This window comes from Amycolatopsis sp. NPDC051373, assembly GCF_040689465.1.
In the GTDB taxonomy this organism is placed as follows: Bacteria; Actinomycetota; Actinomycetes; order Mycobacteriales; family Pseudonocardiaceae; genus Amycolatopsis.
Genome location: NZ_JBFBAE010000007.1, coordinates 222,035 through 248,378, shown reverse-complemented (window position 1 = coordinate 248,378; position 26,344 = coordinate 222,035). Strand labels below are relative to the sequence as shown.

Here is a 26,344-nt window from a genome sequence, read left to right as displayed (position 1 = left end):
AGCTCACAACAGCCGCACCGGCAAAGACTCGTGCCCGTTGGTGATGAACGACGCCAGCGGGCGCAAGTCCTCGGCGGGAACGGCCAGTGCCAGCTGCGGGAACCGGGCGAACAGCGCAAGCAGCGCGATCTCGGCCTCCATCCGGGCCAGCGGCGCGCCCAGGCAGTAGTGCGCGCCGTGGCCGAAGGCCAGTGACGACTTGTTCGCCCGCGTCACGTCGAAAACCCCGGCGTCGGGCCCGTGGCACGCCTCGTCGCGCCCGGACGGGCCGAACGAGGCCAGGATCGGGTCCCCGGCGTGGATCGTGGTGCCGGCGACGTCGATGTCGGCCAGGGCGTAGCGCAGGGGCAGGTGGGAGACGGGCGACTGCCAGCGCAGGCTTTTGTCGATCACGTCGGACCAGCCGCGGTCGCCGTCGAGCACGAGGGCAGCTGCGCGGGGTGCGTGAGCAGCGCGGCCACGGATTGGTCGAGGAGATTGACCGTGGTTTCGTGCCCGGCCGTGATCACCAGCATCAGCGAATCGAGCAGTTCCGCGTCCGTCAGGGCGGAGCCGTCGTCGTCGCGCGCGGCGATGAGCACGGTGGCCAGGTCGTCGCCGGGCTCGGCGCGGCGGGTCTCGGCGAGGCCGCCCAGCAGTTCGTACAGCCGCGCGACGTTGGCGGTCGCCTCCTCCGCCGTGGCCGACGTCGCGAACAGTCCCGCCACGCCCTCGCGCAACCCCGGCCGTGACTCCTCCGGCACGCCCACGAGCCGGCAGATCACCTCGATCGGCAGCGAGTAGCAGTAGTTCTCGCGCAGGTCGGTGTGCGCGGGCCCGGCGGCGAGACCGTCGAGCAGGTCCGCGGTGAGCTCCTCGACCCGCGGCCGCATGCCCTCGATGCGCCGGGGAGTGAACGCCTGCGACACCAGCGAACGCAGCCGGCGGTGCTCGCTGCCGTAGGCGGTGAACATGTTCTGCACGGAAACCCAGATGTGCAGCGGCCAGTCTTCGGGGATCTCGCCGGCGCGGTAGGCGGGCCAGTGCCGTCGCGGATCCCTTCGACACGGCGGGTCGGTGAGCAGCTGCTTCAACGCCGCGGGGCTCGTGACCACCCACGCCGGCACACCACCCGGCAGCTCGACCGGCGTCAGCGGCCCCCGTTCGCGCAGCCGCGCGCCTTCGCCGTGCACGTCGCGCGCGGCGGGGTCGAGCACGAAGGGGGTCGCGGTGTGGTCCATCGGCGGGTGCTCCTCGCTGGCCGGTGTGTCCACAGAGGACGGTTGTCCTCGCCGGGCACCGGTGCTGGGAACCGTAGCGCGCGACCGACCCGAACCGTCCCCCCGAAAGGGGTCCGATGATCATTCGGGGTGAAGGCCGTCAAGAGGGGTTGACGAGCGCCGAACGCGCGCCCCGAACAGTCCCCGAACGCGGAAAAGGGCGCCATCCCGGCCCACCCGGATGGCGCCCCGCCCTCGGAGATTCCGCTCAGCCGTCGGAGCGGCGGCGGTGCAGCGAGAACTTCTCGAACACCGAAAGCTCGCCGTGCGGCTTGTTCACGTTGTAGTAGGTCACGTGCATGGTCGTCGTGTCGCCGCGGTGGCGGCCCGGGTCCACGGTGAAGGACGCGAAGCCGTAGGGGTGCTCCTCGTCGCGGACCGCGCTCCACACGGCCTGCTCCTCGACGTAGGTCGACACGCGCTTGCCCGTGCCCGGGTCTGCTTTGGCGGAGACGGCGGTGATGACCTTGCCCGTGCCGTCCTTGAAGAAGCTGCCGTTGGTCGTGCCGGAGACCCCGCCGCCGCCGAGGATCATGTGCACGGTGCCGTGCGAGGCGTCGATGTTGTCGGTCGCCGTCGAGACCGGGTTCGGCGTGAGCGTCTCGCTGCCGGAGACGACCCCGTGCACGGCCAGCGAACGCTCGTAGTCGTGCTCGTGCCCGCACAGCACCAGGTCCACGCCGTACTGGTCGAACAGCGGCCCGTACTTCTCGCGCAGGCCGAGGTCGGCACCGTTGGCGTCCGACGTGCTGATCATGACCTGGTGCATCGCGACGACGATCCAGTCGATGTCGTTCGACGCGCGGGCCGCGGCCAGCTCCTTCTTCAGCCACGCGAGCTGGCGGCCGCCGGAGTAGCCGTTGATGTAGACGTCGCCGCCGTCCTGCAGGGCGTTGTCGTCGTTCTGCAGCACGATCACGCGCACCGAGCCGACGGTGAAGCCGTACCACAGGCCGGCCAGCTCGCGGTCGGTCTCGGTGGAGGGCAGCTGGAAGTAGGCCTGGTATGCGCCGAGGCCGATCTCGCCGTTGAGCTTCTCGATCTCGTGGTTGCCCGCGGCGGGCATCCACGGCCGGTAGCGCGCGGAGCGGGTGTTGTTGGTGAAGAAGTTGTTCCACGTGCGCACGCGGTCGACGTCGAGGTTCGCGTAGCAGAGGTCGCCGTTGAGCAGGTGGAACAGCGGCGCGACCGTCTCGATGCCGGTGACGATGTCCTTGGTCGCCGGCGTGGAGTTCGCGTCGAGGCCCACGGCGCCCGCGGCGTTCCAGGTGACCTGCGGCGCCGACTGGTCGCCGAAGCTGGTGAACGTGAAGGCCGAGCGGCCGCTCGGGGCGGTGCGGAAGGTGGCCGCGTCGGGCGTCGCGCCGTCGTGCTGCGCGGCGTAGATGTACTCGGTGCCGGGACGCAGCCGGTCGAGCATCGCGTGGTGCACCCACACGGTGCGGCCGGACGTGCCGTCGACGTACGTGCGCGTGTCGGCCTGCGCCACCGCGCCGAAGCCGCCGTCGAGCGTCCCGTACAGCACGCGCGGCTTGCGCACGGAGGCTTCGGTGATCCACGAGACCACCATCTGGCGCGCAGGGTCACGGCCGAAGGTGAGGTGCAGGCCCTGCACCGGTGTGGTGCCGGAGCCGACCTGCGGCACGAACGCGGCGCTCTGCGGCGCGGCGGCGGCCACTCCGGTGCCCAGCAGGGGCACTGCGGCGCCCGCGCCCAGCAGGCCCAGAGCCCCCCGGCGGCTTACGGTGTGTTTGCTGGTCTCGGACATGACCCTCCTCGGCTTCGGCCAGGAGAACCTAGGCGCGCAGGCCGACGCGGTGATGAACGAGACCTGTCAGCCGCGTGAAGTGTCTCCGAGCGCGGGTGTCCGCTTTGGGCCGGACGGTCCAATCAGGACACCCGCGCACCGGAACTTTTCGGGCATAGGCGGCGAAACCGCGTCAGCGGCTCGCGAGGAACCGGTCGTACGCGGCGACCACGTCGGCGGTCGCCAGCACCGGGCCGTTCGGGTCCTTGGCGTCGTCGTCCCAGCGGCGGACGAGCACGGCCTCCTCGGCGTTCGGGTGGGACGCGAACTCGGCGACCTCCGGGGCCGTCATCGGGCCGCCCTGGACCTTCAGCGACGCGACGGACGCGGGGCTGAGGTGGTCGTGGTACTCGGCGTCGGTGGCGACGAGGTAGCGCTTGGCCGGCACGTGCTGCGCGATGATCCACGCGGCGCGCTCGCCGAGGTGGCGGCGCGCGAACTCGGCGCCGGACAGCTCGTGCGGCAGGCCCGGCCACTCCTCGCGGACGGCCCGGGCGCGGCCGATGTCGTGCAGCGTCGCGGCCAGGACGAGCTCGTCGTCGCCGCCGTGCCGCGCGGCGAACCAGCCGGCCTGCAGCGCGTGGGTGCGCTGGTCCACGGCCTCGCCGCCGTAGGGCAGTCCGGCAAGACCGTCGACGAGCTCGGCCAGCGCTTCTCGGGTGAGGGTCACGGCTTCTCCTTCAGCGTGCTGACGAGCTCTTCCGCGAGCTCGCGGGTGGCGGCGACGACACCGGACCAGCGGCGCGTCAGGTCGGGGTCGATCTCCAGCGGACGGCCGTTCACGTCGAGCACGGCGCCGCCGGCGGCGGGGACCATCACCATCGCCGCGGCGAGGTCCATGATCCGGTGGGTGTCGGAGCCCGCGTCGGCGAACGCGTCGGTGGAGCCCTCGGCGACCAGGGCCGCCTCGAGGCAGCTGGTGGACAGGATCCGCACGCGCGAGGCGCGCTTGGCCACGCGCCACCACGCGTCGTCGTCAGAGCCGTGCGGGCGCAGCAGGCTCACGGCCGCGCCGTCGAGCTCACGCCGGCCCGTGGTGCGATACGGCGTCGGCCGGCCGGCGACGGCGTGCCAGCAGCGGCCGGTGTCGAGCCAGCAGGTCAGGGCCTCGGTCGCGACCCCGTCCACGGCCACGACCCCGGCGAACGCCGAGAGCGGCACGCCGGCCGCCGCGTTGGCGGTGCCGTCGACCGGGTCGACCACGAGCGTCACCGACGAACCGTGGTCGATCACGCCGATCTCTTCGCTCAGCAGGTTCACGCGGTGGGAGTCCACGACCTCGGCGACGGCGGTGTCGACGAGGATGTCCAGCCGCATCGTCGGCGTCCCGTCGGCGCCGATCTGCACCTTCTCCGCCAGTTCCGCGCGGGTGTGCTTCGCCCGGGCCGCGGCGAACGCGGCGACGGCCGCGCGGGTGGCGTCGGCGAGGGCGGGGTGCGTGCCCTCGGGGATCACGGGCTCGGGCACGGGCCATCCGATGAAACTCATGCGCGCACCTCGCTGCGCTCGGCGCCGCGGCTGAGCCGCGAAGCGCTGTGTCGATTCGATTCCCTCGCGAGCCCGGTCATGCCTTGCTCACCAGGGTGGTGTGGACGACCGGCCACCGCGGGCCCGCCGCGATGAGGGCGAGGTCGGCGCGCCGGCCGGCTTCGAGCCGGCCGCGGTCGTCGAGCCCCGCGACGGCCGCGGGACCGCTCGTGACGAGCGCGATGGCTTCGGGCAGGGTCACGAGGCCGTCGTCGACGAGCGCGAACGCCGCCGCGAGCAAGCCCGAGGGCAGGTAGTCCGACGCGAGCGCCGTCACCAGGCCCAGAGCGACGAGGTCCCGGCCCGACGCGTTGCCGTTGTGGGAACCGCCGCGCAGCACGTTCGGCGCGCCCATCACCACGGGCAGGCCGTGTTCGCGAGCCTCTCGCGCCGCCTCGACGGTGGTCGGGAACTCGGCGACGGAACCGCCGCGTTCCACCAGCTCGCCGATTTCCTGCGCCGACGCCGGATCGTGGCCCAGCAGGCGGATCCGGCCCGCGCGGGCCTGCTCGCCGAGCCACCCCATCGCGTCCTCGCGCACGCCGAGCCGGCCGTCGCGCTCGGAGATCAGCTTGGTCACGTGGTCCGCCGCTTCCTGCTCCGACAGCCCGCGCACGCCCATGAGGTAGCGCTCGTAATAGCTGCGGTCGGCGTACTGGCCCTGACCGGGCGTGTGGTCCTCGTGCGACACGAGCGGCGCGACACCGGTGTCCGGCGCCTCGGCGATCCGGCTCTGCAGCGCCTGAAGGCCTTCGGGGGAGCGGACGTCGAGCCGGTAGAGGATCCGGTGGTCCACCAGGTTCGCCGAGCGCTCGTCCACCGCGTGGCACACGTCGTGGGCGCGCTCGACCGTGCGGGCCAGCCCGCGGCCGTGGCTCTGCTCGAACCCGGCGCCGTGGAACGCGGTCGTCACCGCCGCCGCGCGCAGCTTGCCCTCGAACGACAGCAGCGCGAACTCCATCGGCAGCTCGGCGCCGGGCCGGGGCAGCCGCTCCTTCTCCAGCCCGTCGCTGTGCACGTCGACGAGACCGGGGATGCACAACAGGCCCTGACCGTCCACATCGGCCTCGACGCCGGGCGCGTGCGGCTCAACGGTGGCGACCACGCCGTCGCGCACCGCCACCAGCGCGTCGTCGAGCACGCGGTCCGGCAGCACCGCGCGCACGTGCCCGAGCACGTAGTCCGCGGGCGGCGCGCCGAGCGTCCACTGATCGGTTCGGGACTCGAACACTTCGGCAGTCATGCCGCCTCCGCGGTGGTGAGAACGTCGGCAGTCGTCATGCCACTTCCTCCAGGATTTCTTCAGGCGCGCCGTCGCGAGCGATGCGGCCGTCGCTCATCAGCACGACGCGGGAAGCCAGGCGCCGCATGGCGTCGAGGTCGTGGAACACAGCCAGCACGGCCACGCCCCGCGCGGTGAGCGAGGCGATGAGCTCCAGGGCGGACTCGCGGTTGGCCGGGTCCAGAGCGGACACCGGCTCGTCGAGCAGCAGCAGCCGCGGCGGCCGGACGGTGCCCGCGGCGAGGTTCACGCGCTGGCGCTCGCCACCCGAGAGCACCGAGCAGTCGACGTCCCACAGCGCCTCGTCGAGGTTGAGCCGCTTCAGCGCTTCGGCGGCGGCTTCCCGCGCCTCGGCACGATCCACGCCCCGCCGCCGGGCCGTCGCGGCCACGACTTCGAGCGGTCCGGTACGCGGGGGAGCGGCCAGGAACTGGGACACGTAACCGAATTCGCGGCCGCGCACCCGGGCCATCGCACGGTCGGGCAGCTCCGTCAGCTCGAGCTCGGTGCCGTCGGCGGTGCGCAGCCCGATCGAACCGGAGTCGGGCAGGTAGGTGCGGTTCACGCAGCGCAGCAGCGACGACTTGCCGGCACCGCTGGGCCCGGCGAGCGCCACGTGCTCGCCGGCGCGCACGTCGAGGTCGACGCCGAGCAGCGAGTGCACCGTGCGGCCGTCGATCGTGTGCAGCGTGAACGACTTGCGCAGGCCGCGCAAGGACAGGACGGGGGACACGGGGGTCACCTCCGGGCCGCGGCGACGAGCCGCTGGGTGTAGGGGTGGTGGGGGTCGTGGAAGAGCTGGTCGGTCAGGCCGCGCTCGACCACGCGGCCGAGCTGCATCACGATCGTGCGGTCGGTGAGCGCGTCGATCACGGAGAAGTCGTGGCTCACGACCACGGCCGCGATGTCGCGTTCGGACAGCAGGCCGCGCAGCAGGTCGAGCACGCCGGCGGCCACCGACGCGTCGAGCCCGGTGGTCGGCTCGTCGAGCAGCACCACCGGCGGCTCGGTGGCCAGGGCCTTGGCGATCTGCACGCGCTGGCGCATGCCGCCCGAGAACGTCCCCACGGGATCGTCCATCCGCGACAGCGGCACCTCCACGCGGTCGAGCAGCTCGGCCGCGCGCCGGCGGATGTCGTGGTAGCCGCGCCAGCCCGCCGCCGTGAGGCGCTCGGCGATGTTGCCGCCCGCGCTGACCCGCAGGTCCAGCCCGTCGGCGGGGTTCTGGTGCACCACGGCCATCGAGTCCACGCGCAGGCCGCGCCGCTGCGCGTCCGGCAGCGTCATCAGGTCCGTGCGGCCACCGTCCACAGTGGCCAGCCGGACCTCGCCGGCGGTGGCGCGCTCGTCGCCGATCACGCACGCCAGCACGGTCGACTTGCCCGAGCCCGACTCGCCGATCACGCCCAGCGCCTCGCCCGGCGCGACGTCGAAGGACACGTCCCAGGCCGCCACGATCGCGCCCGTCGCGGGGCTGACCGCCGTGCCGTGCTCGGGTCCGGTGCCGGACACCGCGTCCGCGCCGCCCGCGCCGTGCACCTTGCCGATGCCGGTGACCTTCAGCGCCCACTCCGGGGCGTCCGCGGCGATCTCGCGCCGCGGCATCTCCCGGTGCTCCGCAGTCACGGTGGCGCGGGCCCGCCGGTTCGGATCGGGCAGCAGGTTCAGCGGCGCGCGGTGGTAGTGGGCGTCGGCGTCGGCGTCGCCCGCGCGCACCCGGGCGCACCACTCCGTGTCGCTGCAGGCGTAGGCGCCGCTCGTGCCGGCGGCGACGAGGAACGTGTCGTCGCGTCCGCACAGCTTGCACACCGCGCCCGGCGTGTACTCGACCTCGAACGGCACATCGTCGAAGGTCAGGGGCCTCACGTCGGTGTTCGGCGGCACGGCGTAGATGCGCTTCTCGCGGCCCGCGCCGAAGAGGTTCAGTTGCGGCGACTGGTGCAGCCTCGGCACGTCCCACCGCGGGATCGGCGTCGTGGCCATCACGTACCGGCCGCCGACGAGCACGGGGTAGCCGGTGGTACGGGTGATCATGCCGTTGCGGACGATGTCCTCGTACAGGCTCACCCACATCGCCGAGTAGTCGCCCTCGGCGTGCATCCGGCCGCATTCGGCCATGGACTTCTCGACGCCGCGCAACGGTTCCGGCACCGGCACCTGGTACACGAGCACGTCGCCTTCCGACAACGCCTCCTCGGGCACGCGGTGTCGCGTTTGGACGATCGTCGCCTCGCGTGTGTCGGCCGTCTCGGTCGCCCCGGTGGTGGCGGCGATCATCCGGCGCAGGTTGGTGGCGTTCACGCCGGCGTCGTCACCCTGGTCGATCACCTTCACGGTGTCGGCCGTGCTGACGACGGCGAGCGTCACCTGCAGGCCGCCCGAGCCCCAGCCGCGGGCCACCGGCATCTCGCGGGAGCCGAAGGGCACCTGGTAGCCGGGCACGCACACCGCGGTGAGTGCCGCGCGGCGCACCTCGCGTTTGCCGCCCTCGTCGAGGATGCCCGCCGGTTCGGCGACGGCTTCCAGTTCGGTGAGCAGTTGTTCGGTCGTGCTCATCAGCATTCCCCTCCGAAAGGCTCGGTCTGCCGGGGCGCCGGCCCTTCACCGGTGCCCGCCGCGGCCTGCAGAGCCCGCTTGCGTTCCACCATCGAGCGGAACGTGACGTAGTGCGGGAGCTTGAGGTGCTCCAGGAAACCGCCGGAGTCGAGCCCGTCGGTGGTCAGCAGCAGCAGCTGCTCGAGCGGGCCGGACTTGCCGAAGCGGCGGTTGGCGATGTCGAGGTTCGCCATCGCGATGGCCTTGCGCTCGTTGTGGCCGAAGCACAGTCCGTAGCCCACGTCGAAGCGGCTGCGGTCCTCTTCGGCGCCGTTGAGATCCTCGATGGCCTCGGCCTCGGTCACCCGGAAGTCGCCGACGGACACGGGGTTCCCGGTGTGCGGGTGCTTCACGCGCAGCGGCAGCCGGCCGTGGCGGACCTCGCCGAGCGTGACCTCGTGGAGGTTGCCGTCGGGTCCCAGGATCGAGCGGTACCACAACGACACCAGCGCGCCTGTCTCCGCGCGCGCCATGGCGGCCAGCGCGGCCGAGCGCGGGGCCGGCGGCCGGGCGGGCTTGCGGGTGAGGTCGAACGGCTCGGCGTCCTCGGCCTCGCCGCGGTGATCCACGGCCAGGTCGAGCTCGCGCAGCAGGTCGAGGAACCGCCGCGGCCGGCGCTGCTCGTCGGTGCGCGGCTTCGGAGTGCCCGCCACGTGCTCGTCGGCTTCCGGTGCATCGACCGGCTTTTCGAGCAGCCGCCCGGTGTAGTCGGTGGTGCGGCCCAGCAGCTGCGGGCCGTCCGGCTCGCGGAACGCCGGCACGATCCGGCGCAGGATCAGCATTTCGTCCGGGTCCACCGGCTCGCCCACGGCCAGGCGCGGCAGGGTGGAGCGGTAGGCGCGCAGCAGGTGCGACGCCTCCAGCGGGTCGCCTTCGGCCTGGCGGAACGCCGCGGCGGCGGTGTCCTCGTCGAACAGGCCGGCCTCGCCCATCACACGGTCGACCGCGAGCCGGAACCGCGCGACGATCTGCCCGGTGTCGGCCCACGCCACCGGCGCGTGGTCGCGGGCGCGGCGCACCAGGTCTTCGGCCGCGAGGATGGCTTCGAGCCCGCCCCGGGCGCCCGAGTACCCCATCAGTCCTCCTCGACAATCGTGGTGGTGCGCGGCAGGCCGACGACGCGGCCGTCGTCCGTCACCAGCAGCACGTCGATCCCCGCCGGGTAGCCCGCCACGGCTTCGGCGCGCGCGGCGGCGAAGCCCTCCGGCAGGCCGCGCGGGGCCAGGGTCAGTTCGCCGGGCACACCCGGGCCGGAGATTCGCCAGCGGCGCTCGCCGCCGTCCACATCGGACACTGCGAGGGCGGCCAGCGCGGCGTCCTCCGGGGCCGGCGCGGTGCCGCGGCACAAGCGCGTGATCTCGTCGGCGGTCACCGGGCGCACGGCCGCGACGAGGCGGGCCAGCTCGAGCGGCCGGATCGGCGCGGACGTCGCCAGCGCGACGGCGTCGGCCCACTTCGTGCTCTCTTCCAGCACGCAGACGCCGGTGCCGAGGTCGGCGAGCGCGAGCACCGGCAGCACCGCGGGATCCGTGCTGCGCACCAGATCCTGGGGAAGGTCCTGCGGTGCACCCGGACGGGAAAGCGCTTCCAGAACGGCGCGGAACACCTGCTGCGACCCCGCGGGGCGCAGGACGGCGGTGGGCGTGGTGGCGGTCATGGCGATCACGTCAGCTCCTCGAACTCGACCACGGTCGGGGCCAGCTCGGCCCATTCGCGTTCTTCCCGCTCGACGAGGCGGCGCGCGACCTCCCGGCACAGCTCGTCCACTTCGGCCGCGTGCGCGCGGCCGGCCTCGACCTCGGCGTCGAGCACCGCGGCGGCGAGCACAGCCGCGCGGTCGTCGCCCAGGCGCATCGCCCAGCCGCGATGCCCGGCGAGCTCCACCTCGGCGCGGCACGCGAGCACGTCGCCGAGCAGGAACCGTTCACCGGCAACGGGTTCACGCACCTGGGTCTGCACGCAGCCGACCTCCGGCGCGAGCAGCACCCGCACGTCGGCGTCGTCGGCGAGACAGGCGTCGGCAAGCGCCCGCAGTTCGCCGGGTTCGGCTTCGGCCAGCAGGCCGCAGCGCTCCTCCCGGCTCAAGGGATCAGTCACCCTGTTCTCCTTCACGTTTCGCGGGGAAAGCCGGGTCTTCCAGCTCCACCACCACGCGGACGGCGTCCATGCGCGTCCACGCGCTGCTGGTCATGAGGACCCGGCCGGATTCGGCGTCCCGGTTGACGCTTTCGATGCACCACACCGGGACCCTGGCCTCGATCTGCAGGCCGCGCAGCACCTCGGCCGGCGGGATGTCCACACTCGCCCGGAACCACGCGCGCACCGGCTGCACGCCGCCCAGCTGCCGCAGCACCAGGTCCACCGACTCCACGCTGTGCAGCGCGAGGTCGAGGTTCGGGGCCACGTCGACCGGGATCAGCTCCTCGGTCCAGGAGGCGAGCAGGTCGTCGATGTAGAAGTGGCGGATCACCCGGTGCACGGGTGAGCCCACCGGCCGCTCGAGCTGCCGGGCGGCCGCCTCGCAGGCCTCGACGCGTTCCACACCCTTGATCTGCGACCGCGGCGTCGCCCCGGCCGCCGCCACCGTGGCGTGCCAGGACGGCGGCCGGCTGTGCGAGATCACGTAGTCGATGCGCCGGCTCACGAACGTGCCGGCGCCCTGCACGCGGCGCACGAGCAGCCGGCGCTCCAGCTCCTGCAGCGCCGAACGGGCGGCCGCCCGGCCGACCCCGAAGCGGGTGGCGAGCTCCGGCTCGCTCGCCACCCGCGTCCCGGGTGCGTAGGCCACCAGCTCGGTGGCCAGCTGGTCGGCGATGTCGAGGTACCTCGTCGAGGTCATGTCACCCACAGTGCTCGCCGGGCTTGTCCGGACAACTGCGCCGTGGCCAACGCCCGCACGCCCGAAGGTGAACATCAGCGACACTTGTTGCCGGCGGCTCAGCGCACGACGTGCCGGAGCCAGACCGCGAGCAGTTCCACGAGCAGCACCGTGGCGAACACCAGCAGCAGGACGGTCGTGACCACGCCGAACTCGATCACCCGGGAAGCGCTGAGCAGGTCGAAGCCGATCCCGCCCGCCCCCACGATGCCCAGCAGCGTCGCCGAGCGGATGTTCGTGTCGAGCTGGTAGAGCACGTGGGCCACGAACGCGGGGGCCGCCTGCGGCAGCGTGCCCGTGAAGAACACCTGCCACGGCCCCGCCCCGGTCGCCCGGATCGCCTGCTCGACGCCCGGGTCGACCTCCTCGAGCGAGTCGGCCACGAGCTTGCCCAGCAGCCCGACCGCGCCCACGGCGAGCGCCAGCGTGCCTGCCACCGCGCCGAGCCCGGTGATCACCACGAACACGATCGCCAGCACCAGCTCCGGGATGCCGCGGATCAGCACCACGATCAGCCGGAACGTGCGCGCGACCCATGCGGCCGGCGCGACGTTGCGCGCGGCCAGCGACCCGATCGGCACCGCCAGCACCGCCCCGAGCACCGTGGCGCCCAGCGCGATCTGCACGGTGACCCACAGGTCGTCGAGCAGCTGCCCGAAGATCCCGGCCGTCTCGGGCGGCCAGAACAGCCCGGCCGTCTGCCCGAGATTGCCCAGCGCGCCGAAGAACTGCGCGGGGTCGAGGTCGGCACCCCACGCGGACGCCGCGATCACCAGCACGGTCACCAGCGCGTAGGCGGCCTGGCGGACCCGGCGGAACGTCCACCCGGGACTGACCTGGTTCCCCCGTTGCACGGGGATCGCCACGATCTTGCGGTTGTCCTGCCCGCGCAGCAGCGCGCGGCGGATGGCGCCCGAGAGCAGCTCCACCGCCACGCACAGCAGCAGCACCACCAGGGCGAGAGCCATTCCGCGCGGGTAGTCGAGCTGCTGGAACGCCGTGGCGATCGCGTACCCGAGCCCGTCGACGCCGACGAACCCGAGCACCACCGAGACCCGCAGGTTGATGTCCAGCCGGTGCAATGCGGTCGCCACGAACGCCGGCAGCACTTGCGGGAGCACGCCGGTCACGAGCTCCTGGAACGTCCCGGCGCCGCCCGCCCGTACGGCTGAGCGGGCGCCTTCGTCGATCTGCTCGACCGCGTCGGCGTACAACTTGGCGACCATGCCGACCGAGTGCAGGCCCATGGCCAGCACCCCGGTCATGGCGCCGAGGCCGAAGATGCGGAAGAACACGATGGCGAGCACCACGTCGGGCACGGCCCGGGCCAGCACGATGAGCGTGCGGGCCCCGACGCGCACCGTGCGGTGCGGCGTCGTGTTGACGGCCGCGAGGATCGCCAGCGGCACGCTGATGATCACCGACAGCAACGTCGCGGACACCACGATCGCCAGCGTTTTCCCGCACAGCTCCAGCAGCTCGCCCACGGGCGGGAAGTCGAGCGGGAACATCCGGCCGGCGAAGTCGACGGCATTGTCGGCGCTGTCGACGAACGTGGCGACGTTGATCTTCAGGTCGGCCACCGCCCACACGCCGACGGCGACGATCGCGGCGAGGACCAGCCACGCCGCCGTGCCACCGGCGCGGGGCCGGGCGAGGGTCCGCTGCGCCACGCGGGCGGTGGACAGCGGCGGCGCGGCGGTCATCCGACGGCCGCGGGCACGGGCAGCGGGGCCGCGGCCACCTTGGCGTACAGGCCCATGGCCGCGTCGCGATCCAGCCCGGCCACCGGGGTGTCGAGCACCGCCTGGCCGCCGCGCAGGCCGACCACCCGGTCGCCCCAGCTCAGCGCCAGATCGACCTGGTGCAGGCTGCACAGCACCGTGAGCTTCTGCTCGGCCCCGATCTCCCGGATCAGGGCCATGACCTGAGCCGACGACTCAGGGTCGAGCGAGGCCACCGGCTCGTCCGCGAGCAGGATCTCCGGCCGCTGCATCAGCGCCCGCGCCACGGCGACGCGCTGCTGCTGGCCTCCGGAAAGCGTGTCGGCCCGCTGGAACGCGCGGTCGAGCAGCCCCACGCGCTCGAGGTGGCCGAGTGCCTCGATCCGGACGGACTTCGGGTAGGTGAACAGGCCCAGCCGCGGCCCGCGCAGGCGTCCGAGGGCGCCCGCGCAGATGTTCTCCAGCACCGTGAGGCTGCCGATGAGGTGGAACTGCTGGAACACGAACCCGATCCGCCGGCGCAAGCGCCGCAGCTCACTGCCGCGGGCCTTGCCGACATCGGTGCCGAGCACCGTGACCGAGCCGCCGGTGGGCCGCTGCAACCCGTCGACGTGGCGCAGCAGCGTGGACTTGCCGGAGCCCGAGAGCCCGAGCAGCACCACGACCTCACCCGGGTGGACCTTCAGCGACACCTCGTCCAGCGCCCGGACTTCAGGCCCGAAGTGCTTGCTGACGCTGTCGAAGACGATGACCGGTTCGTCGGTCACGACGCGGTGCACTGCTTGTCCTTGGTGGTCGCGCAGACCTTGCGGACACCGGCGTAGAACGCGTCGTCGACCTTCGCGTACCCCCAGTCGCCGGCGTCGTCGACCGCCTTGCAGGCGGTGGAGCAGAAGCCGTTGGCGTTGAGGTAGTCGACGTTGGCCTTGTTCTGGAACACGTCGGTGATCTTCGCCTTGAGGTCGGCGGAGAGGTCGTCGTCCACCGCGACCGGCGAGCCGGCGATGATGTCGGACTTCCAGACGGTGTTGATGTCGCCCTGCTTCAGCTGGCCCTTGTCGATCAGGATCTTGTCGACCATGACGTCCTCGGCGAAGCCGGCATCGCACTGGCCGCTGTTGACGGCGAGCACGGACGCGTCGTGGCCGCCGGTCATCACCGGGGTGATGTCCTTGACCGGGTCGATGCCGGCCTGCAGCAGCGCGGCCTTCGGGTACAGGTAGCCCGAGGTCGAAGCCGGGTCGACGAAGCAGATCTTCTTGCCCTTGAAGTCGGCGATGCTCTTGATCGGCGAGCCCGCCTTGGTGATGCCGTAGGACTTGTAGCCGGGCGTTTCACCCTTGGTCGTGATCCCGGCGGCGATCGGGCTGGCCTTCACGCCGCTGTTCTTGGCGAGCACGTAGGAGAGCGGGCCGTAGTTGGCGATGTCGACCTTGCCGCTGCGCTGCGCCTCGATCACCGCGGCGTAGTCGGTGGCCGGCTGGAACTTGATCTTCTTGCCGGTCTCCTTCTCGAGGAGGTTGATGACCGGCTGGAAGGACTGCTGCAGGCTCTGCGCGTTTTCGGACGGAACCGCCGAGAAGACGAGCTCATCGGGGTTGCGACCGCCACCATCGGCTGCGTTGCCGGTGTTCGTCGCCGCGCTCTGGCCGCACGCGGCCAGGAGGAAGGCGGCGGCCACGCCGAGGACGGCCGCGGCCGTGCGTCGGGGGAGACGGGACATCGGGGACTCTCCTTTTTTTCGCCCGGGTAGGGCGGCAGGTGTTGACGTCCCGAGAGTCGTTCGGGCCGATGCAGGTGAGGAGAAGCCGTGGTTACGCTTCGCAGAACTCCGCACGTCCCTTGTCACAACCCGGGCGGAGGAGTGCCGTACCGGTGACCGGGATCGCCAACCGTGTGCGATCGCCTGCGATGGGTCATGGCGCTCGGGCCGCGGTTCGTGATTCGATCGTGATCCTGAATCCGGGGAACGAGCGGTACGCGGCCGGGATCGTCGCGCAGCCGGCGGTTCGCGCGGGACGTGACCGGCGCGATCGTCCCCGGGAACTCCGGATCGATTCAGTGGATTTCTGCTAGCCTCGCCGTGATTCGCGGCTCACCGTGGTGCCGCCTGCCGCCGCAGTGCCCACGGTCTCGTCGACGAGCGCTCCGGCTTGAACCTCCGAGGAGCGACATGACAAGCATCGTCCGGGTCAAGGGCCGCGAGGTGCTGGACAGCCGCGGGAACCCGACGGTCGAGGTCGATGTGGAGCTGGCCGACGGGTCGCGCGGGCGCGCGGCCGTGCCGTCGGGGGCGTCCACGGGCACGCGCGAGGCCGTGGAGCTGCGTGACGGCGACAAGTCCCGCTACCACGGCAAGGGCGTGCGCAAGGCCGTCGACGCGGTGAACGGCGAGATCGCCGAGGCCGTGACCGGGCTCGACGCCGAGGCGCAGGCCGACGTCGACCGCGCGCTGATCGCGCTCGACGGCACCGCGAACAAGGCCCGTCTCGGCGCCAACGCGACGCTCGGGGTGTCGCTGGCCGTGGTGAAGGCCGCCGCGGCCGCCAGCCACCTGCCGCTCTACCGCTACGTCGGCGGGGTCTACGCGCACCTGCTGCCGATGCCGATGATGAACATCATCAACGGCGGCGCCCACGCCGACAACCCGATCGACTTCCAGGAGTTCATGATCGGCCCGGTCGGCGCCGAGACGTTCGCCGACGCCGTGCGCATGGGCTCCGAGGTGTTCCACACGCTGCGCAAGTCGCTGCACGAGGCCGGCCACAACACCAACGTCGGCGACGAAGGCGGCTTCGCGCCGCAGCTCGGCTCGGCCGACGAGGCGCTCGAGTTCGTGGTGCGCGCGATCGAGCAGACCGGCTACACGCCGGGCGAGGACATCGCGCTGCTGCTCGACCCGGCCGCGTCGGAGTTCTACACCGGCGAGGTCTACGACTACACCGGGGAGGGCCGCAAGCGCAGTATCGAAGAACACGTGGCCTACCTCGAAGACCTCACGCGGCGCTTCCCCATCGTGTCCATCGAGGACGGTCTGGCGCAGGACGACTACACCGGCTGGAAGCAGCTCACCGACACGATCGGCGACCGCGTGCAGCTCGTGGGCGACGACCTGTTCTGCACCAACGTGGAGATCCTTAAGGACGGCATCGAGCGCGGCATCGCGAACTCGATCCTCATCAAGGTCAACCAGATCGGCACGCTCACCGAGACGCTCGCCGCCGTCGAGACCGCGCACAAGGCCGGCTACTCCGCGGTCATGTCGCACCGCTCGGGCGAGACCGAGGACACCACGATCGCCGACCTCGCCGTGGCCACCAACTGCGGCCAGATCAAGACCGGCTCGCTCTCGCGCTCCGACCGCACCGCGAAGTACAACCAGCTCCTGCGCATCGAGGAGGAGCTCGGCACCGAGGCCCGGTACGCGGGGCGCGCCACGCTGCGGGGCTGAGCGCGGCCCGGCAGCGCTCGACGACGACGAGCGGCGGCCCGGCCCGATCTTCCACGACTAGTATCACCGAGACTACTCACGGGCTACAGTGTCGGACGTGGGAAAGTCGGACGGGGAAGACGGAGCCGGGTTGTCCGCTGGGTTGTCACTGAGCGAGTGGATTGTGCTCTGCCTGGTGGTGGAGTCCCCGACGCACGGTTTCGCGCTCGTGCGGCTCACGTCGGAGGCCGGCGAGGTCGGCCGTGTCTGGCGGCTGCCGAAACCCGTCGTCTACCGCGCTGTGGACCGCTTGCTGGCCCGCGGGTTCGTGGTGGGCGCGGGCACCGAACCCGGCGACTCCGGCCCGCCGCGCGCGCTCGTGCAGGCCACACCCGAAGGCCACGCGGCCGTGGCGGAGTGGCTCGCCCGGCCGGCCCGGCACGTGCGTGACGTGCGCTCGGAGCTGCTGGTGAAGCTCGCGTTGCTGGAACGGCGCGGGGCCGATCCGGCGCCGTTGCTCGGCGAGCAGCGGCGGGTGCTGGATCGGATCGTCGACGGGCTCGAGAAGCAGCAGAGCTCCTCCGACGGGTTCGACACCGTGCTGCTCACCTTCCGGTTCGAGAACGCGCGAGCCGCCGTCGCGTTCGTGGACGCGACCCTCGGCGGGCGGGCACCGCAGTACGCCGTCACGGGCGAGTAGGCGCCTGTGCTGGACGTCAGGCGCCTGCGGATCCTCGTCGCGGTGGTCGAAGGGGGTTCGTTCACCGCGGCCGCGCACCGGCTGCAGCTCACGCAGTCGGCGGTCTCGCAGCAGATGTCGGTGATCGAGCGCGAGGTCGGCATGTCGCTGCTCAAACGACTGCCGCGCGGGGTCGAGCTGACCCCGGCGGGCGAGGTGCTCGCCGCGCACGCGAAGAGCCTGTTCGGCGAGCTCTCGGCCATCGAGCAGGAGGTGCGCTCGTTCGGCACCGACCCGGCGGAGCTGCGGATCGAGGCGTTCGCGACCGCCGGGGTCGAGCTGCTGCCGCCGGTGGTGAAGGCGTTCCGCGAACAGCACCCCGGCGTGCGCCTGCGCCTGTCGGCCACTCACGGCGACGACGCGTTCAGCCGGCTGCGCGAGGGCGCCGCGCACGTGGTCCTCGTGTGGGGCTACGACTTCGCGCCGCAGCCCGTGGACCGCGCGTTGCACCACGTGGCCCTGCCAGACGACCCGCTGCACGTCGTGCTGCCGCTGGACCACCCGCTCGTCGACGCGGAAGAGGTGGCGCTGGCCGACCTGCCCGGGGAGCAGTGGGTGACGCGCACGCACCGCGCGCCGTACGAGCAGGCGTACGAGACGATCTGCCGCATCGCCGGGTTCGAACCCCAGATCACCTTCCGCGCGGCGGATTACCAGTCGCTGCAAGGGCTCGTGGCCGCGGGCATGGGTGTGAGCCTCGTGCCGCGGCTGTCGCTGGCGGCGCACCGCAAGGATCTCGCCGACCGTCCGCCGGCGGGTCGCGGGTTCGCCCGGCGCGTCACCGCGGTCACGCTGCCCGAGGCGCCGCGGTCGAAGCCGGTCGCGGATTTCCTCGAGGTGCTGCGCTCGTCGGTCGGCGCCGAGTAAGTCTAGTGTGGACCGTCAGTGGCCGCGGGTCTGCTGGGCGATCGCGCCGGCGAACGTGGTCACGCGCGTGTAGACGCCGGGCTTGCCGGGTTTCGCACAGCCGTCGCCGAAGGACACGATCCCGACGAGTGTGTCGCCGATGACGAGCGGGCCGCCGGAGTCGCCCTTGCACGCGTCGATGCCGCCCTGCCGGTACCCCGCGCACACCATGCTCGCCGGATCGTAGGAGTCGTAGGCCTGCTCGCACGTCGAGTCGCCGACCATCGGCACCACGGCGCTGCGCAGGTAGTCGGAGCGTTCGCCGCCGTCGGCGACGCGGCCCCAGCCGAGCACGGTGGCCTTCGTGCCCGGGGCGTAGCCGTCGGTGTCGCGGGCCACCGACGCCGCGCGGCCCGGCAGGAGGCCGCGCACGGTCAGCACCGCGATGTCGTCGCCCTCTTCGGCCTTCTCGAAGTCCGGGTGCACCCAGGCCTTCGTGACGGCGAACGTGCTGCCCTCGTTCGTTCGCTTGTCCTCCCGGCCGACGACGACGCGGATGTCCTTCGTGGCCACCGCTTCGGCGCAGTGGGCCGCGGTCGCGACCGCCGAGCTGCCCACGATCACGCCGCCGCAGAACTGCGTGCCCGCATCGTCCACGAGGTACACCGCGTACGGGTAGTCGGCCAGCGATGCCTTTTCCCCGCCCACGATCGCGCCTTGCGCGGCCGCTTCCGGGCCGGCGACCACAGTGGTCACCGCCGCCGCACCGAACACCGCGGCACTGAACAGTGAAGTATTGAGCACGGCCGCGGCCAGCACCGCGTTCGGACCTCTTCCGAACAGTCGTGTCCACGGCATGAAAACCCCCTCGGCGCAAAGAAAACGATGGCAGAAACGATAGCCGGGCCGAGGGGAAACCGGTGTCGCTGAACCGGGTGGAAAAAAGCGTTGCGGGTCAAGGTGAACGGTCCGGCGGAGTGTCCCCGCCGGACCGGTCACCGCCGAACTCAGGAGCAGAGCGGGGCGACGGGGAGGTCGGACCCGGTCTTCACGTAGGCATCGGAGATGAAGTTGTCCGCGCCGATGCGGTCCCAGATCGTGCTGGTGCCGAACGTTCCGGTCACCGAAGAACCGTTGACGTAGCATTCGATGCTGACCTTGGCGTAGTTCGCCGCGAGACCCTTGACGGCGGCCGTGGTGCTGGCGCTGGCGCGCACGTTCATCGGGTCGCCGGCGGTGCTCACGACGCCGGTGGCGGCGGCCGAACCGGTCCACAGGTAGGTCACCTTCACGTTGCCGTTGTCGGCGAGCCCGAGCCCGGAGTTGAACACGCCGTCGGCGAGGTCGATGCCGGCCGGGTTGCCCACGGTGTAGCCGAGGTCGTCCTTACCGCCGTTGTAGTGGTTGTGGTAGGCGGCATACGCCTCCGGCTGGCCCTGCGGCAGGTCCTTGTACTCCGAGCGGATCGAGGCCGGGTTCCAGTAGTCGTCCTTGGTGTTCCACGGGCCGACGTCCCATACCGGCGCGTACTCGCAGCGGCTGCCGTCGGTGCGGCACACCTTCACCGTGTAGTTCCCGGTGCCCTTGGGCGAGGTCGCCTTCCCCGAGGGCAGCGCGACGAAGTGGTCGTTGGCCGTGATCACGTGGCCGTTGGCGGTGGTGTGGCCGGTGAGGCCCTCCCGCGTGGCGTAGATCGTGTAGGTCAGCGGGGTCGTGACCGCGAGCGCGTTGGCCTGCGGGGCGAGCGTGCCGTCGAGGTCGACCTCGCGCACGGTCGGGCGCACGCCGTCGGTGGTGCTCGACAGCGAGATCCGCGCCTGCACCACGCTCACCGCGCGGCCGAAGGTCGCGGCCTGCCCGCCGGCCGGCGTCCACTCGGTCCAGTCGTCGGCGCCGGTGCGGCCGCGCACGTCGATCTGCACGTCGGTGCCCTTCGGCAGGTCCGCGGCGACCTTCGTCGTCACGCGGTTCACCGGCGAGGCGAGCTGCCGCGCGGCGGAGACCAGGTAACCCTGGCTGCCGGCGGTGAGCAGATCCGTTCTGTGCCAGGCGGAATCCTTCAGCGTCAGCGCTCCGTCCGCCGCCTCGACGTTGACGTCGTCACCGTCGACGTGGGACAGATCGGCGCGCCACGACCTGGCCGGCGCGGCATTCGCGGGCGCTGCCAGCGCCACCCCGCTCGTGGTGACCGCGCCCGCGGCCAGCACTGCCGCGACCACGCGGCGGGCAGTTGTCTTCCCGACTGTCTTCCCCAGCACGACACTCAGCTCCTTCACTCGTCCGTCGCGAACGGTGAGGAGTCTGTGCGCGTTCCGTACACGATCCGTACAACGCGGGGCAGGGTCGTGTATCACGGTGTGCCCCGGATTGTCCGGTTTGCCGATCATCTACATCGGACACTTCGGGAGCGCTAGCGCCGAAAGTAGGAAGATCACCAGGTGGGACAACAGCACGTCAGTTTCCGTGGACGCCGTGGACAGGTGAGCCGTTGCCGGTGTAGGTGTATGCACCAGGCAAGTACTGGAACGATCACGGGGACGGTTGATGGCGGGGTACCTGGGGCGCCGCGTCCTGCAGTCGGTCGTGGTGGTCGTGCTGGTCGCGGTGCTCACCTTCGTGCTGCTGCAGCTGCTGCCCGGTGGGCCCGCCCGGGCGATCCTGGGGCCGAAGGCCACGCAGCTGCAGATCCGGACCTTCCTCCACGACAACGGATACGACCGTCCGTTGGTCGCGCAGTTCCTCACCTGGGCCGGGCGCGTGCTGCACGGTGACCTCGGCTACTCGTACAAGCTCAACCAGCCGGTGACCGACGTGATCGCCGATCACCTGCCCAAGACGATCCTGCTCATGACACTGTCCACTTTGGTCGCTCTTGTGGTGGCGGTGCCGCTGGGCGTGTACCAGGCGCGCAAGCGCAACACGTTGGGCGACTACGTGGCCACGGGCCTGTCGTTCGCGTTCTACTCGATGCCGAGCTTCTTCCTCGGCGAGATCCTCGTGCTGTTGTTCGCGGTGCAGTTGCAGTGGTTCTCCCCGCTCGGGCCGAGCGGGGACTCACTGGGCGAGATCCTGTCGCAGGCGCCCGCGCTCGTGCTGCCCGTGGTCACACTGGCGCTGATCACCATCGCGTCGTTCAGCCGGTACGCGCGCTCGTCGGTGATGGAGAACCTGAGCCAGGACTACGTGCGCACCGCGCTCGCGGGCGGGGCGAGCGAGGGCAAGGTGCTCACGCGGCACGTGCTGCGCAACTCCCTCATCCCGATCGTCACGCTGCTGGGGCTGTCGCTGCCGCAGCTGTTCGCGGGCGCGCTCATCACCGAGCAGGTGTTCAACTACCCGGGCATGGGCTTCACGTTCATCCAGGGTGCCCAGGTGCACGACTACCCGGTGCTGCTGGGGATCGGGCTCGTCGTCGCGCTCGCGACGGTGGCCGGCTCCCTGCTCGCGGACATCGGCTACGCCGTGCTCGACCCGAGGGTGAACTACTGATGACCCACCAAGCGGCACCCCCGAGATCGGCGGCGCGGGCGACCCTGCGAGCCTTCCTGGAGAACCGCCTGGCGGTCGCGGGGCTCGTGCTGATCGTTCTGTTCGTGCTGTTCTGCTTCTTCGGCCCGCTCGTGTACCACACCGAGCAGATCGCGACGAACCTCGCGGGCGCCAACCAGCCGCCCGGCGCGGGCCACCCGCTGGGCACCGACGACGTGGGCTATGACGAGCTCGGCCGGCTCATGGTCGGCGGCCGGTCGTCGCTCGAGATCGGCGTCGCGGCCGCGGTGCTCGCAACCCTGTTCGGCACGTTCTGGGGCGCCATCGCGGGTTACGTCGGCGGGTTCGTCGACGCGGTGATGATGCGGATCGTCGACACGCTGCTGGCCATCCCCACGCTGTTCCTGCTGCTGATCCTCGCCGCGATCTTCACGCCGACGCTGGGGCTGCTGATCCTGGTGGTGTCGTTCGGCGCGTGGCTCAGTCCTGCCCGGCTCGTGCGCGGCGAGACACTTTCCCTGCGCACCCGCGAGTATGTGCAGGCAGTGCGGATGATGGGCGGCGGCGGGAAACGCGTGGTGCTGCGCCACATCATGCCCAACGCGATCGGCACCATCGTGGTCAACGCGACCTTCCAGGTGGCCGACGCGATCCTGCTCGTGGCGGCGCTGAGCTACCTCGGCCTCGGCATCGCGCCGCCGCACGCCGACTGGGGCAACATGCTGTCCAACGGCACCGAATTCGTGCAGAACGGCTACTGGTGGATGATCGTGGGCCCCGGCATCGCGATCATGCTCGTGGTCGTGGCGTTCAACCTGCTCGGCGACGCCCTGCGCGACGCGCTCGAAGTGCGGCTGCGGAGGCGCTGAACCCCATGAACCCCGTCTTGCGCCTGGAAGACCTGCACACCACCATCGACGTCCGCGACGGCGTCGTCCACCCGGTCGACGGCGTGACGCTCGAAGTCGGGCGCGGCGAGCTGCTCGGGCTCGTCGGCGAGTCCGGCTGCGGCAAGACGATGACGGCCCTGTCGATCCTGCGGCTGCTCCCGTCCGGCGGGCACATCGCGTCGGGGCGGATCCTGCTCGGCGGCGACGACGTCGCGGCCATGACCCCCGCCGAGCTGCGGGAGGTCCGCGGCAAGCGCATCGGCACGGTGTTCCAGGACCCGATGACCTCGCTCAACCCGTCGCTGCCCATCGGGCGCCAGGTGAGCGAACCGCTGGAGCTGCACTCGACGCTCTCTCGACGGGAACTGCACGAGCGCGCCGTCGCGATGCTGGAGCTGGTCGGGCTGCCGGACGCGCGCAAGCGGGCCGAGGACTACCCGCACCAGCTCTCCGGCGGCATGCGCCAGCGCGTGATGATCGCCCGCGCGCTGGTGTGCGAGCCGGAGCTGCTCATCGCCGACGAGCCGACCACCGCGCTCGACGTGACCGTGCAGCACCAGATCCTGGAGCTGATCGACGACCTGCGCCGGCGCCTCGGCATGGCCGTGATCCTGGTGACGCACGACCTCGGTGTGGTCGCGGGCCGCGCCGATCGCGTCGCCGTGATGTACGCGGGGAAGATCGCGGAGCTCACCGACACGCGCCGGCTGTTCGGCAATCCGCGTCACCCGTACACCGAGGCGTTGTTCGAGGCGCTGCCGGAGAATTCGGCGGAGTCGGGGGAGAAGCTCTACAGCATCCCCGGCCTGCCGCCGGATCTGCGCGAGCCGCCGGCCGGGTGCCGCTTCGCGCCGCGCTGCCGCTACGCGACCGATGAGTGCGTCGAGAAGGAGCCGGAGCTGCGCGCCGACGTGGCCGGGCACGAGTACGCGTGTTTCCACCCGGTCGGTTCGGCCGGCGTCGAGGAGCCGTCGGCCGTGGTCCGCGTGCACGAACGGGCGGGCGCGCCGGCCTCGGAGCCGACAGCGGGCGCGCCGCTCCTGGAAGTCGAGAACCTGGTGAAGGACTTCCCCGTCACCAAGGGCGCGGTGCTGCGGCGGCGCACGGGCACGGTGTCCGCGGTGGCCGGCGTGAGCTTCTCCGTGGCGGCGGGGGAGATCTTCGGCCTGGTCGGGGAATCGGGCTGCGGCAAGACGACCGTCGGCCGGGCCGTGGTCGGGCTCGACGAACCGACGGCGGGCCACATCCGGATCGGCGGCACGGAGCTGACTTCCTTGCGCGGGGCCGAGTTGCGACAGCGCCACCGCGACACACACCTGGTGTTCCAGGACCCGTACGCCTCGCTCGACCCGCGCATGCGCGTCGGCGCGATCCTGGCCGAACCGCTGGAGATCCACGGCGCCGGCACGCGGGCGCAGCGCAGCCGGCGCGTCCGCGAGCTGCTGGGCGAGGTGGGCCTGCCCGCCGACGCCGCGCAGCGGTACCCGCACGAGTTCTCCGGCGGGCAGCGTCAGCGCGTCGGGCTCGCGCGGGCACTGGCGCTGGAGCCGAAGCTGATCGTGGCCGACGAGCCGGTGTCGGCGCTGGACGTGTCCGTGCAGGCGCAGATCCTGAACCTGATGAACGACCTGCGCGAGCGCCACGGGCTCACGTATGTGTTCATCTCGCACGACCTGTCCGTGGTGCGGTACCTGGCGCAGCGCATCGGCGTGATGTATCTCGGCAAGCTCGTGGAGACCGGCCCGGCCGCCGAGGTGCACGGTAACCCGCGGCACCCGTACACCCGCGGGCTGATCGACACGGTCCCGGTCGCGGACCCGTGGGCCGCGCGCCACGGCGCCGGGGTGTCGGGGGAGCTGCCGTCGGCCATGTCGCCGCCGTCGGGCTGCCGGTTCCGCACCCGCTGCCCGTTCGCGCAGGAGATCTGCGCCGCCGAGGAGCCCGTGCTGCGGCCGTTCGGCGCCGGGCACGAGGCGGCCTGTCACTTCCCGCTCGACGCCGCTCGTGAGCACGACGCGACGAAGGTCTACCAAGGAGAGAACGGATGAGACTGCGCAAGGCACTCGTGGCGCCGGTGGTGGTGCTGGCCGCGGCCGCGCTCGCCACCGCGTGCAGCGGCGGGAGCTCGTCTTCCGGCGGCGGTACCCCGACCGAAGGCGGCACGGCCGTGTTCGCCGAACCGCCGGGCACTCAGCCGAACTGGATCTTCCCGTTCGTGGACTCGGCCCACAACAGCGGTTACGCCACCGGTGACCTGCAGCAGCTGATGTACCGCGAGCTGTACTGGTTCGGCGACGCCAACGGCAGCACCGGGGTCAACACGCGCAAGAGCCTCGCCGACCCGCCCGTGTTCAGCGACAACAACACGAAGGTGGTGATCAACGTCAAGCCGTACAAGTGGTCCAACGGCGAGACGGTGAACGCTCGCGACGTGGTGTTCTGGATGAACATGATGTTCGCGGAGAAGGCCAACTGGTACGGCTACGTGCCGGGCCAGTTCCCCGACAACGTGAAGTCGGCGACGGCGACCGGGCCGCAGCAGGTGACGCTGCAGCTCACGGACTCGTACTCGCCGACGTGGTTCACCGGCCAGGAGCTCGCGCAGATCGCGCCGCTGCCGATGGCGTGGGACAAAACCTCCGACTCCGCGGCGGCGGGCAGCGGCGGCTGCGCGGACGACCGCGCGAAGTGCGACGCGGTGTACAAGTACTTGTTCACCAAGAGCAAGGACCTCTCGACCTACGCGACGGATCCGTTGTGGCAGGTCGTGGACGGCCCGTGGCACCTCACGTCGTTCGATGCCGAGGGGAACATCAGCTACGACCCGAACCCGAAGTACAGCGGGCCGGACAAGCCGCACCTCGCGCACTACAAGATGCAGCCGTTCACGAGCACCAGCGCGGAGTTCAACACCCTGCGCAGCGGCCGGACCATCTCCGTCGGCGGCGTGCAGGGCGCGGACCTGCCGCAGAAGAAGGCGAACGAGAAGCTGCCGGCGACGAACCCGTTGCAGGCCAACTACAACCTCGTGCCCGCCGCGGCGTGGGGCTGGAGCTCGACGATCCTGAACATGGACAACCCGAAGTTCGGGGCCGTGTTCAAGCAGCTCTATGTGCGGCAGGCGTTCCAGCAGACCCTGGACCAGGTAACGGACGTGAACGTCGCCTACCGCGGCTACGCCACCGTGACCACCGGCCCGGTGCCGATCAACCCGGACAATTCCTACGTGACCGCCGCCGAACGGGGCGCGGGCCCGTACCCGTTCGACAAGGCGAAGGCGAAAGCCTTGCTGACGTCGCACGGCTGGACCCTGCAGAACGGCGCCATGACGTGCACCGCGCCCGGCACCGCTCCGAACCAGTGCGGCGCCGGCGTCGCGGCCGGCACGCGGTTGCAGCTCACTTTGCAGTACTCCACCGGCAATCCGGCGTACGGGCGGATCATGCAGCAGTGGAAGTCGGACGCCGCCGAGGCGGGCATCGTGTTCGACCTGAAGGGCCAGGAGTTCAACGCGGTGCTGAACGATCTCAGCGACTGTCACGGCTCCGGCCCCGCGTGCGACTGGCAGATGGGCTACTTCGGGTACCAGCAGTACAACGCCGTGCCCACCGGTGACCAGCTGCTGCTCCCCGGCTCCACCGGCAACATCGGCAACTACGACGACCCGCAGCTGGACAAGCTCATCGAGGCCACGCTGCACAGCGACGACAAGAACGCCTTCGCCGCCTACGAGGACTACGCGACGAAGACCCTGCCGGGCCAGATCAACATGCCCCTGCGCGGCGCGACGGAGGTCGTCGCGAAAGACCTCGGCGGCGTCTCGTTCCCGGCCGTGCAGACGGCGCGCAGCCCTGAGGATTGGTACTTCACGAAGTAGG

At 71.5% G+C, this 26,344-nt stretch carries 24 protein-coding genes; 7 read left to right on the top strand and 17 right to left on the bottom strand.

Annotation, left to right across the window (positions count from 1 at the left end; genetic code table 11):
* Window positions 1–3: 3 nt before the first annotated feature.
* From AB0383_RS15630 to AB0383_RS15560, 15 genes are all read right to left on the bottom strand, one after another.
* Window positions 4–423, bottom strand: a complete 420-nt coding sequence (locus AB0383_RS15630) for a cytochrome P450 (protein ID WP_366187605.1) — start codon at window positions 421–423, stop codon at window positions 4–6.
* Window positions 390–1,220, bottom strand: a complete 831-nt coding sequence (locus AB0383_RS15625) for a hypothetical protein (protein ID WP_364175098.1) — start codon at window positions 1,218–1,220, stop codon at window positions 390–392. Before AB0383_RS15625 ends, AB0383_RS15630 begins: the two co-directional genes overlap by 34 nt.
* 247 nt (window positions 1,221–1,467) lie before the next feature.
* Window positions 1,468–3,027: a metallophosphoesterase family protein gene (locus tag AB0383_RS15620; protein WP_364175101.1), complete on the bottom strand. Its 1,560-nt coding sequence runs from the start codon at window positions 3,025–3,027 to the stop codon at window positions 1,468–1,470.
* 172 nt (window positions 3,028–3,199) lie between these two features.
* A complete protein-coding gene (locus AB0383_RS15615; RefSeq protein ID WP_366187604.1) occupies window positions 3,200–3,736 on the bottom strand; it encodes an HD domain-containing protein in 537 nt (178 codons plus the stop codon).
* Complete coding sequence (locus AB0383_RS15610; protein ID WP_366187603.1) at window positions 3,733–4,554, bottom strand: inositol monophosphatase family protein; 822 nt, start codon at window positions 4,552–4,554, stop codon at window positions 3,733–3,735. Before AB0383_RS15610 ends, AB0383_RS15615 begins: the two co-directional genes overlap by 4 nt.
* A 76-nt stretch (window positions 4,555–4,630) precedes the next feature.
* A complete protein-coding gene (locus tag AB0383_RS15605) occupies window positions 4,631–5,836 on the bottom strand; it encodes an alpha-D-ribose 1-methylphosphonate 5-triphosphate diphosphatase (protein WP_366187602.1) in 1,206 nt (401 codons plus the stop codon).
* A gap of 34 nt (window positions 5,837–5,870) precedes the next feature.
* On the bottom strand, window positions 5,871–6,608 hold the full coding sequence (locus AB0383_RS15600) for an ATP-binding cassette domain-containing protein (RefSeq protein ID WP_366187601.1): 738 nt from the start codon (window positions 6,606–6,608) through the stop codon (window positions 5,871–5,873).
* 5 nt (window positions 6,609–6,613) lie between these two features.
* Entirely contained in the window at window positions 6,614–8,431 is a 1,818-nt protein-coding gene (locus AB0383_RS15595) for an alpha-D-ribose 1-methylphosphonate 5-phosphate C-P-lyase PhnJ (protein WP_366187600.1), read from the bottom strand.
* The gene (locus AB0383_RS15590) at window positions 8,431–9,546 is read right to left on the bottom strand and encodes a carbon-phosphorus lyase complex subunit PhnI (protein WP_366187599.1); all 1,116 of its coding nucleotides are present in this window, start codon (window positions 9,544–9,546) and stop codon (window positions 8,431–8,433) included. The genes AB0383_RS15595 and AB0383_RS15590 overlap by 1 nt, the downstream gene beginning before the upstream one ends.
* The gene (phnH, locus tag AB0383_RS15585) at window positions 9,546–10,127 is read right to left on the bottom strand and encodes a phosphonate C-P lyase system protein PhnH (RefSeq protein ID WP_366187650.1); all 582 of its coding nucleotides are present in this window, start codon (window positions 10,125–10,127) and stop codon (window positions 9,546–9,548) included. Before phnH ends, AB0383_RS15590 begins: the two co-directional genes overlap by 1 nt.
* Before the next feature lie 5 nt (window positions 10,128–10,132).
* Entirely contained in the window at window positions 10,133–10,567 is a 435-nt protein-coding gene (gene phnG, locus AB0383_RS15580) for a phosphonate C-P lyase system protein PhnG (RefSeq protein WP_366187598.1), read from the bottom strand.
* A complete protein-coding gene (locus AB0383_RS15575; RefSeq protein ID WP_255637778.1) occupies window positions 10,560–11,309 on the bottom strand; it encodes a GntR family transcriptional regulator in 750 nt (249 codons plus the stop codon). The genes phnG and AB0383_RS15575 overlap by 8 nt, the downstream gene beginning before the upstream one ends.
* Before the next feature lie 98 nt (window positions 11,310–11,407).
* Window positions 11,408–13,054, bottom strand: coding sequence for a phosphonate ABC transporter, permease protein PhnE (gene phnE / locus AB0383_RS15570; protein ID WP_366187597.1), 1,647 nt, complete (start codon window positions 13,052–13,054; stop codon window positions 11,408–11,410).
* Window positions 13,051–13,839: a phosphonate ABC transporter ATP-binding protein gene (phnC, locus tag AB0383_RS15565; RefSeq protein WP_366187596.1), complete on the bottom strand. Its 789-nt coding sequence runs from the start codon at window positions 13,837–13,839 to the stop codon at window positions 13,051–13,053. Before phnC ends, phnE begins: the two co-directional genes overlap by 4 nt.
* The gene (locus AB0383_RS15560; RefSeq protein ID WP_366187595.1) at window positions 13,836–14,795 is read right to left on the bottom strand and encodes a phosphate/phosphite/phosphonate ABC transporter substrate-binding protein; all 960 of its coding nucleotides are present in this window, start codon (window positions 14,793–14,795) and stop codon (window positions 13,836–13,838) included. Before AB0383_RS15560 ends, phnC begins: the two co-directional genes overlap by 4 nt.
* A gap of 450 nt (window positions 14,796–15,245) precedes the next feature.
* Between AB0383_RS15560 and eno the strand changes: the two genes are divergently transcribed.
* The 3 genes from eno (at window position 15,246) to AB0383_RS15545 (ending at window position 18,108) form a co-directional block, all read left to right on the top strand.
* Complete coding sequence (eno, locus tag AB0383_RS15555; RefSeq protein WP_366187594.1) at window positions 15,246–16,523, top strand: phosphopyruvate hydratase; 1,278 nt, start codon at window positions 15,246–15,248, stop codon at window positions 16,521–16,523.
* Between the two features lie 97 nt (window positions 16,524–16,620).
* On the top strand, window positions 16,621–17,202 hold the full coding sequence (locus tag AB0383_RS15550; protein ID WP_366187593.1) for a PadR family transcriptional regulator: 582 nt from the start codon (window positions 16,621–16,623) through the stop codon (window positions 17,200–17,202).
* A gap of 6 nt (window positions 17,203–17,208) precedes the next feature.
* The gene (locus tag AB0383_RS15545; RefSeq protein ID WP_366187592.1) at window positions 17,209–18,108 is read left to right on the top strand and encodes a LysR family transcriptional regulator; all 900 of its coding nucleotides are present in this window, start codon (window positions 17,209–17,211) and stop codon (window positions 18,106–18,108) included.
* A 15-nt stretch (window positions 18,109–18,123) separates the two neighbouring features.
* Here the strand turns inward: AB0383_RS15545 and AB0383_RS15540 are convergent, their stop codons facing one another.
* The gene (locus tag AB0383_RS15540) at window positions 18,124–18,945 is read right to left on the bottom strand and encodes a serine protease (RefSeq protein ID WP_364175140.1); all 822 of its coding nucleotides are present in this window, start codon (window positions 18,943–18,945) and stop codon (window positions 18,124–18,126) included.
* A gap of 149 nt (window positions 18,946–19,094) precedes the next feature.
* The gene (locus tag AB0383_RS15535) at window positions 19,095–20,345 is read right to left on the bottom strand and encodes a hypothetical protein (RefSeq protein ID WP_364175143.1); all 1,251 of its coding nucleotides are present in this window, start codon (window positions 20,343–20,345) and stop codon (window positions 19,095–19,097) included.
* A 286-nt stretch (window positions 20,346–20,631) separates the two neighbouring features.
* On the opposite strand from AB0383_RS15535, the gene AB0383_RS15530 reads away from it, so the two are divergent.
* The 4 genes from AB0383_RS15530 to AB0383_RS15515 are packed head-to-tail and all read left to right on the top strand — an operon-like array spanning window position 20,632 to window position 26,343.
* Complete coding sequence (locus tag AB0383_RS15530) at window positions 20,632–21,576, top strand: ABC transporter permease (protein ID WP_364175146.1); 945 nt, start codon at window positions 20,632–20,634, stop codon at window positions 21,574–21,576.
* Window positions 21,576–22,445 (top strand): ABC transporter permease, encoded by an 870-nt coding sequence (locus tag AB0383_RS15525; protein ID WP_364175149.1) that lies wholly within the window; start codon window positions 21,576–21,578, stop codon window positions 22,443–22,445. The genes AB0383_RS15530 and AB0383_RS15525 overlap by 1 nt, the downstream gene beginning before the upstream one ends.
* 5 nt (window positions 22,446–22,450) lie before the next feature.
* Window positions 22,451–24,514: an ABC transporter ATP-binding protein gene (locus AB0383_RS15520; protein WP_366187591.1), complete on the top strand. Its 2,064-nt coding sequence runs from the start codon at window positions 22,451–22,453 to the stop codon at window positions 24,512–24,514.
* Complete coding sequence (locus AB0383_RS15515) at window positions 24,511–26,343, top strand: ABC transporter substrate-binding protein (RefSeq protein WP_366187590.1); 1,833 nt, start codon at window positions 24,511–24,513, stop codon at window positions 26,341–26,343. The genes AB0383_RS15520 and AB0383_RS15515 overlap by 4 nt, the downstream gene beginning before the upstream one ends.
* The last annotated feature ends 1 nt before the right edge of the window (window position 26,344 follow it).

Excerpts from the sequence above, each read along its gene's own strand:
- phnE (WP_366187597.1), bottom strand. The coding sequence starts at position 13,054 with ATGACCGCCGCGCCGCCGCTGTCCACCGCCCGCGTGGCGCAGCGGACC.
- AB0383_RS15520 (WP_366187591.1), top strand. The coding sequence starts at position 22,451 with ATGAACCCCGTCTTGCGCCTGGAAGACCTGCACACCACCATCGACGTC.
- AB0383_RS15595 (WP_366187600.1), bottom strand. The coding sequence starts at position 8,431 with ATGAGCACGACCGAACAACTGCTCACCGAACTGGAAGCCGTCGCCGAA.
- AB0383_RS15610 (WP_366187603.1), bottom strand. The coding sequence starts at position 4,554 with ATGAGTTTCATCGGATGGCCCGTGCCCGAGCCCGTGATCCCCGAGGGC.
- AB0383_RS15605 (WP_366187602.1), bottom strand. The coding sequence starts at position 5,836 with ATGACTGCCGAAGTGTTCGAGTCCCGAACCGATCAGTGGACGCTCGGC.
- AB0383_RS15590 (WP_366187599.1), bottom strand. The coding sequence starts at position 9,546 with ATGGGGTACTCGGGCGCCCGGGGCGGGCTCGAAGCCATCCTCGCGGCC.
- AB0383_RS15525 (WP_364175149.1), top strand. The coding sequence starts at position 21,576 with ATGACCCACCAAGCGGCACCCCCGAGATCGGCGGCGCGGGCGACCCTG.
- AB0383_RS15540 (WP_364175140.1), bottom strand. The coding sequence starts at position 18,945 with ATGCCGTGGACACGACTGTTCGGAAGAGGTCCGAACGCGGTGCTGGCC.
- AB0383_RS15530 (WP_364175146.1), top strand. The coding sequence starts at position 20,632 with ATGGCGGGGTACCTGGGGCGCCGCGTCCTGCAGTCGGTCGTGGTGGTC.
- AB0383_RS15560 (WP_366187595.1), bottom strand. The coding sequence starts at position 14,795 with ATGTCCCGTCTCCCCCGACGCACGGCCGCGGCCGTCCTCGGCGTGGCC.
- eno (WP_366187594.1), top strand. The coding sequence starts at position 15,246 with ATGACAAGCATCGTCCGGGTCAAGGGCCGCGAGGTGCTGGACAGCCGC.
- AB0383_RS15620 (WP_364175101.1), bottom strand. The coding sequence starts at position 3,027 with ATGTCCGAGACCAGCAAACACACCGTAAGCCGCCGGGGGGCTCTGGGC.
- AB0383_RS15515 (WP_366187590.1), top strand. The coding sequence starts at position 24,511 with ATGAGACTGCGCAAGGCACTCGTGGCGCCGGTGGTGGTGCTGGCCGCG.
- phnH (WP_366187650.1), bottom strand. The coding sequence starts at position 10,127 with ATGACCGCCACCACGCCCACCGCCGTCCTGCGCCCCGCGGGGTCGCAG.
- AB0383_RS15625 (WP_364175098.1), bottom strand. The coding sequence starts at position 1,220 with ATGGACCACACCGCGACCCCCTTCGTGCTCGACCCCGCCGCGCGCGAC.
- AB0383_RS15575 (WP_255637778.1), bottom strand. The coding sequence starts at position 11,309 with ATGACCTCGACGAGGTACCTCGACATCGCCGACCAGCTGGCCACCGAG.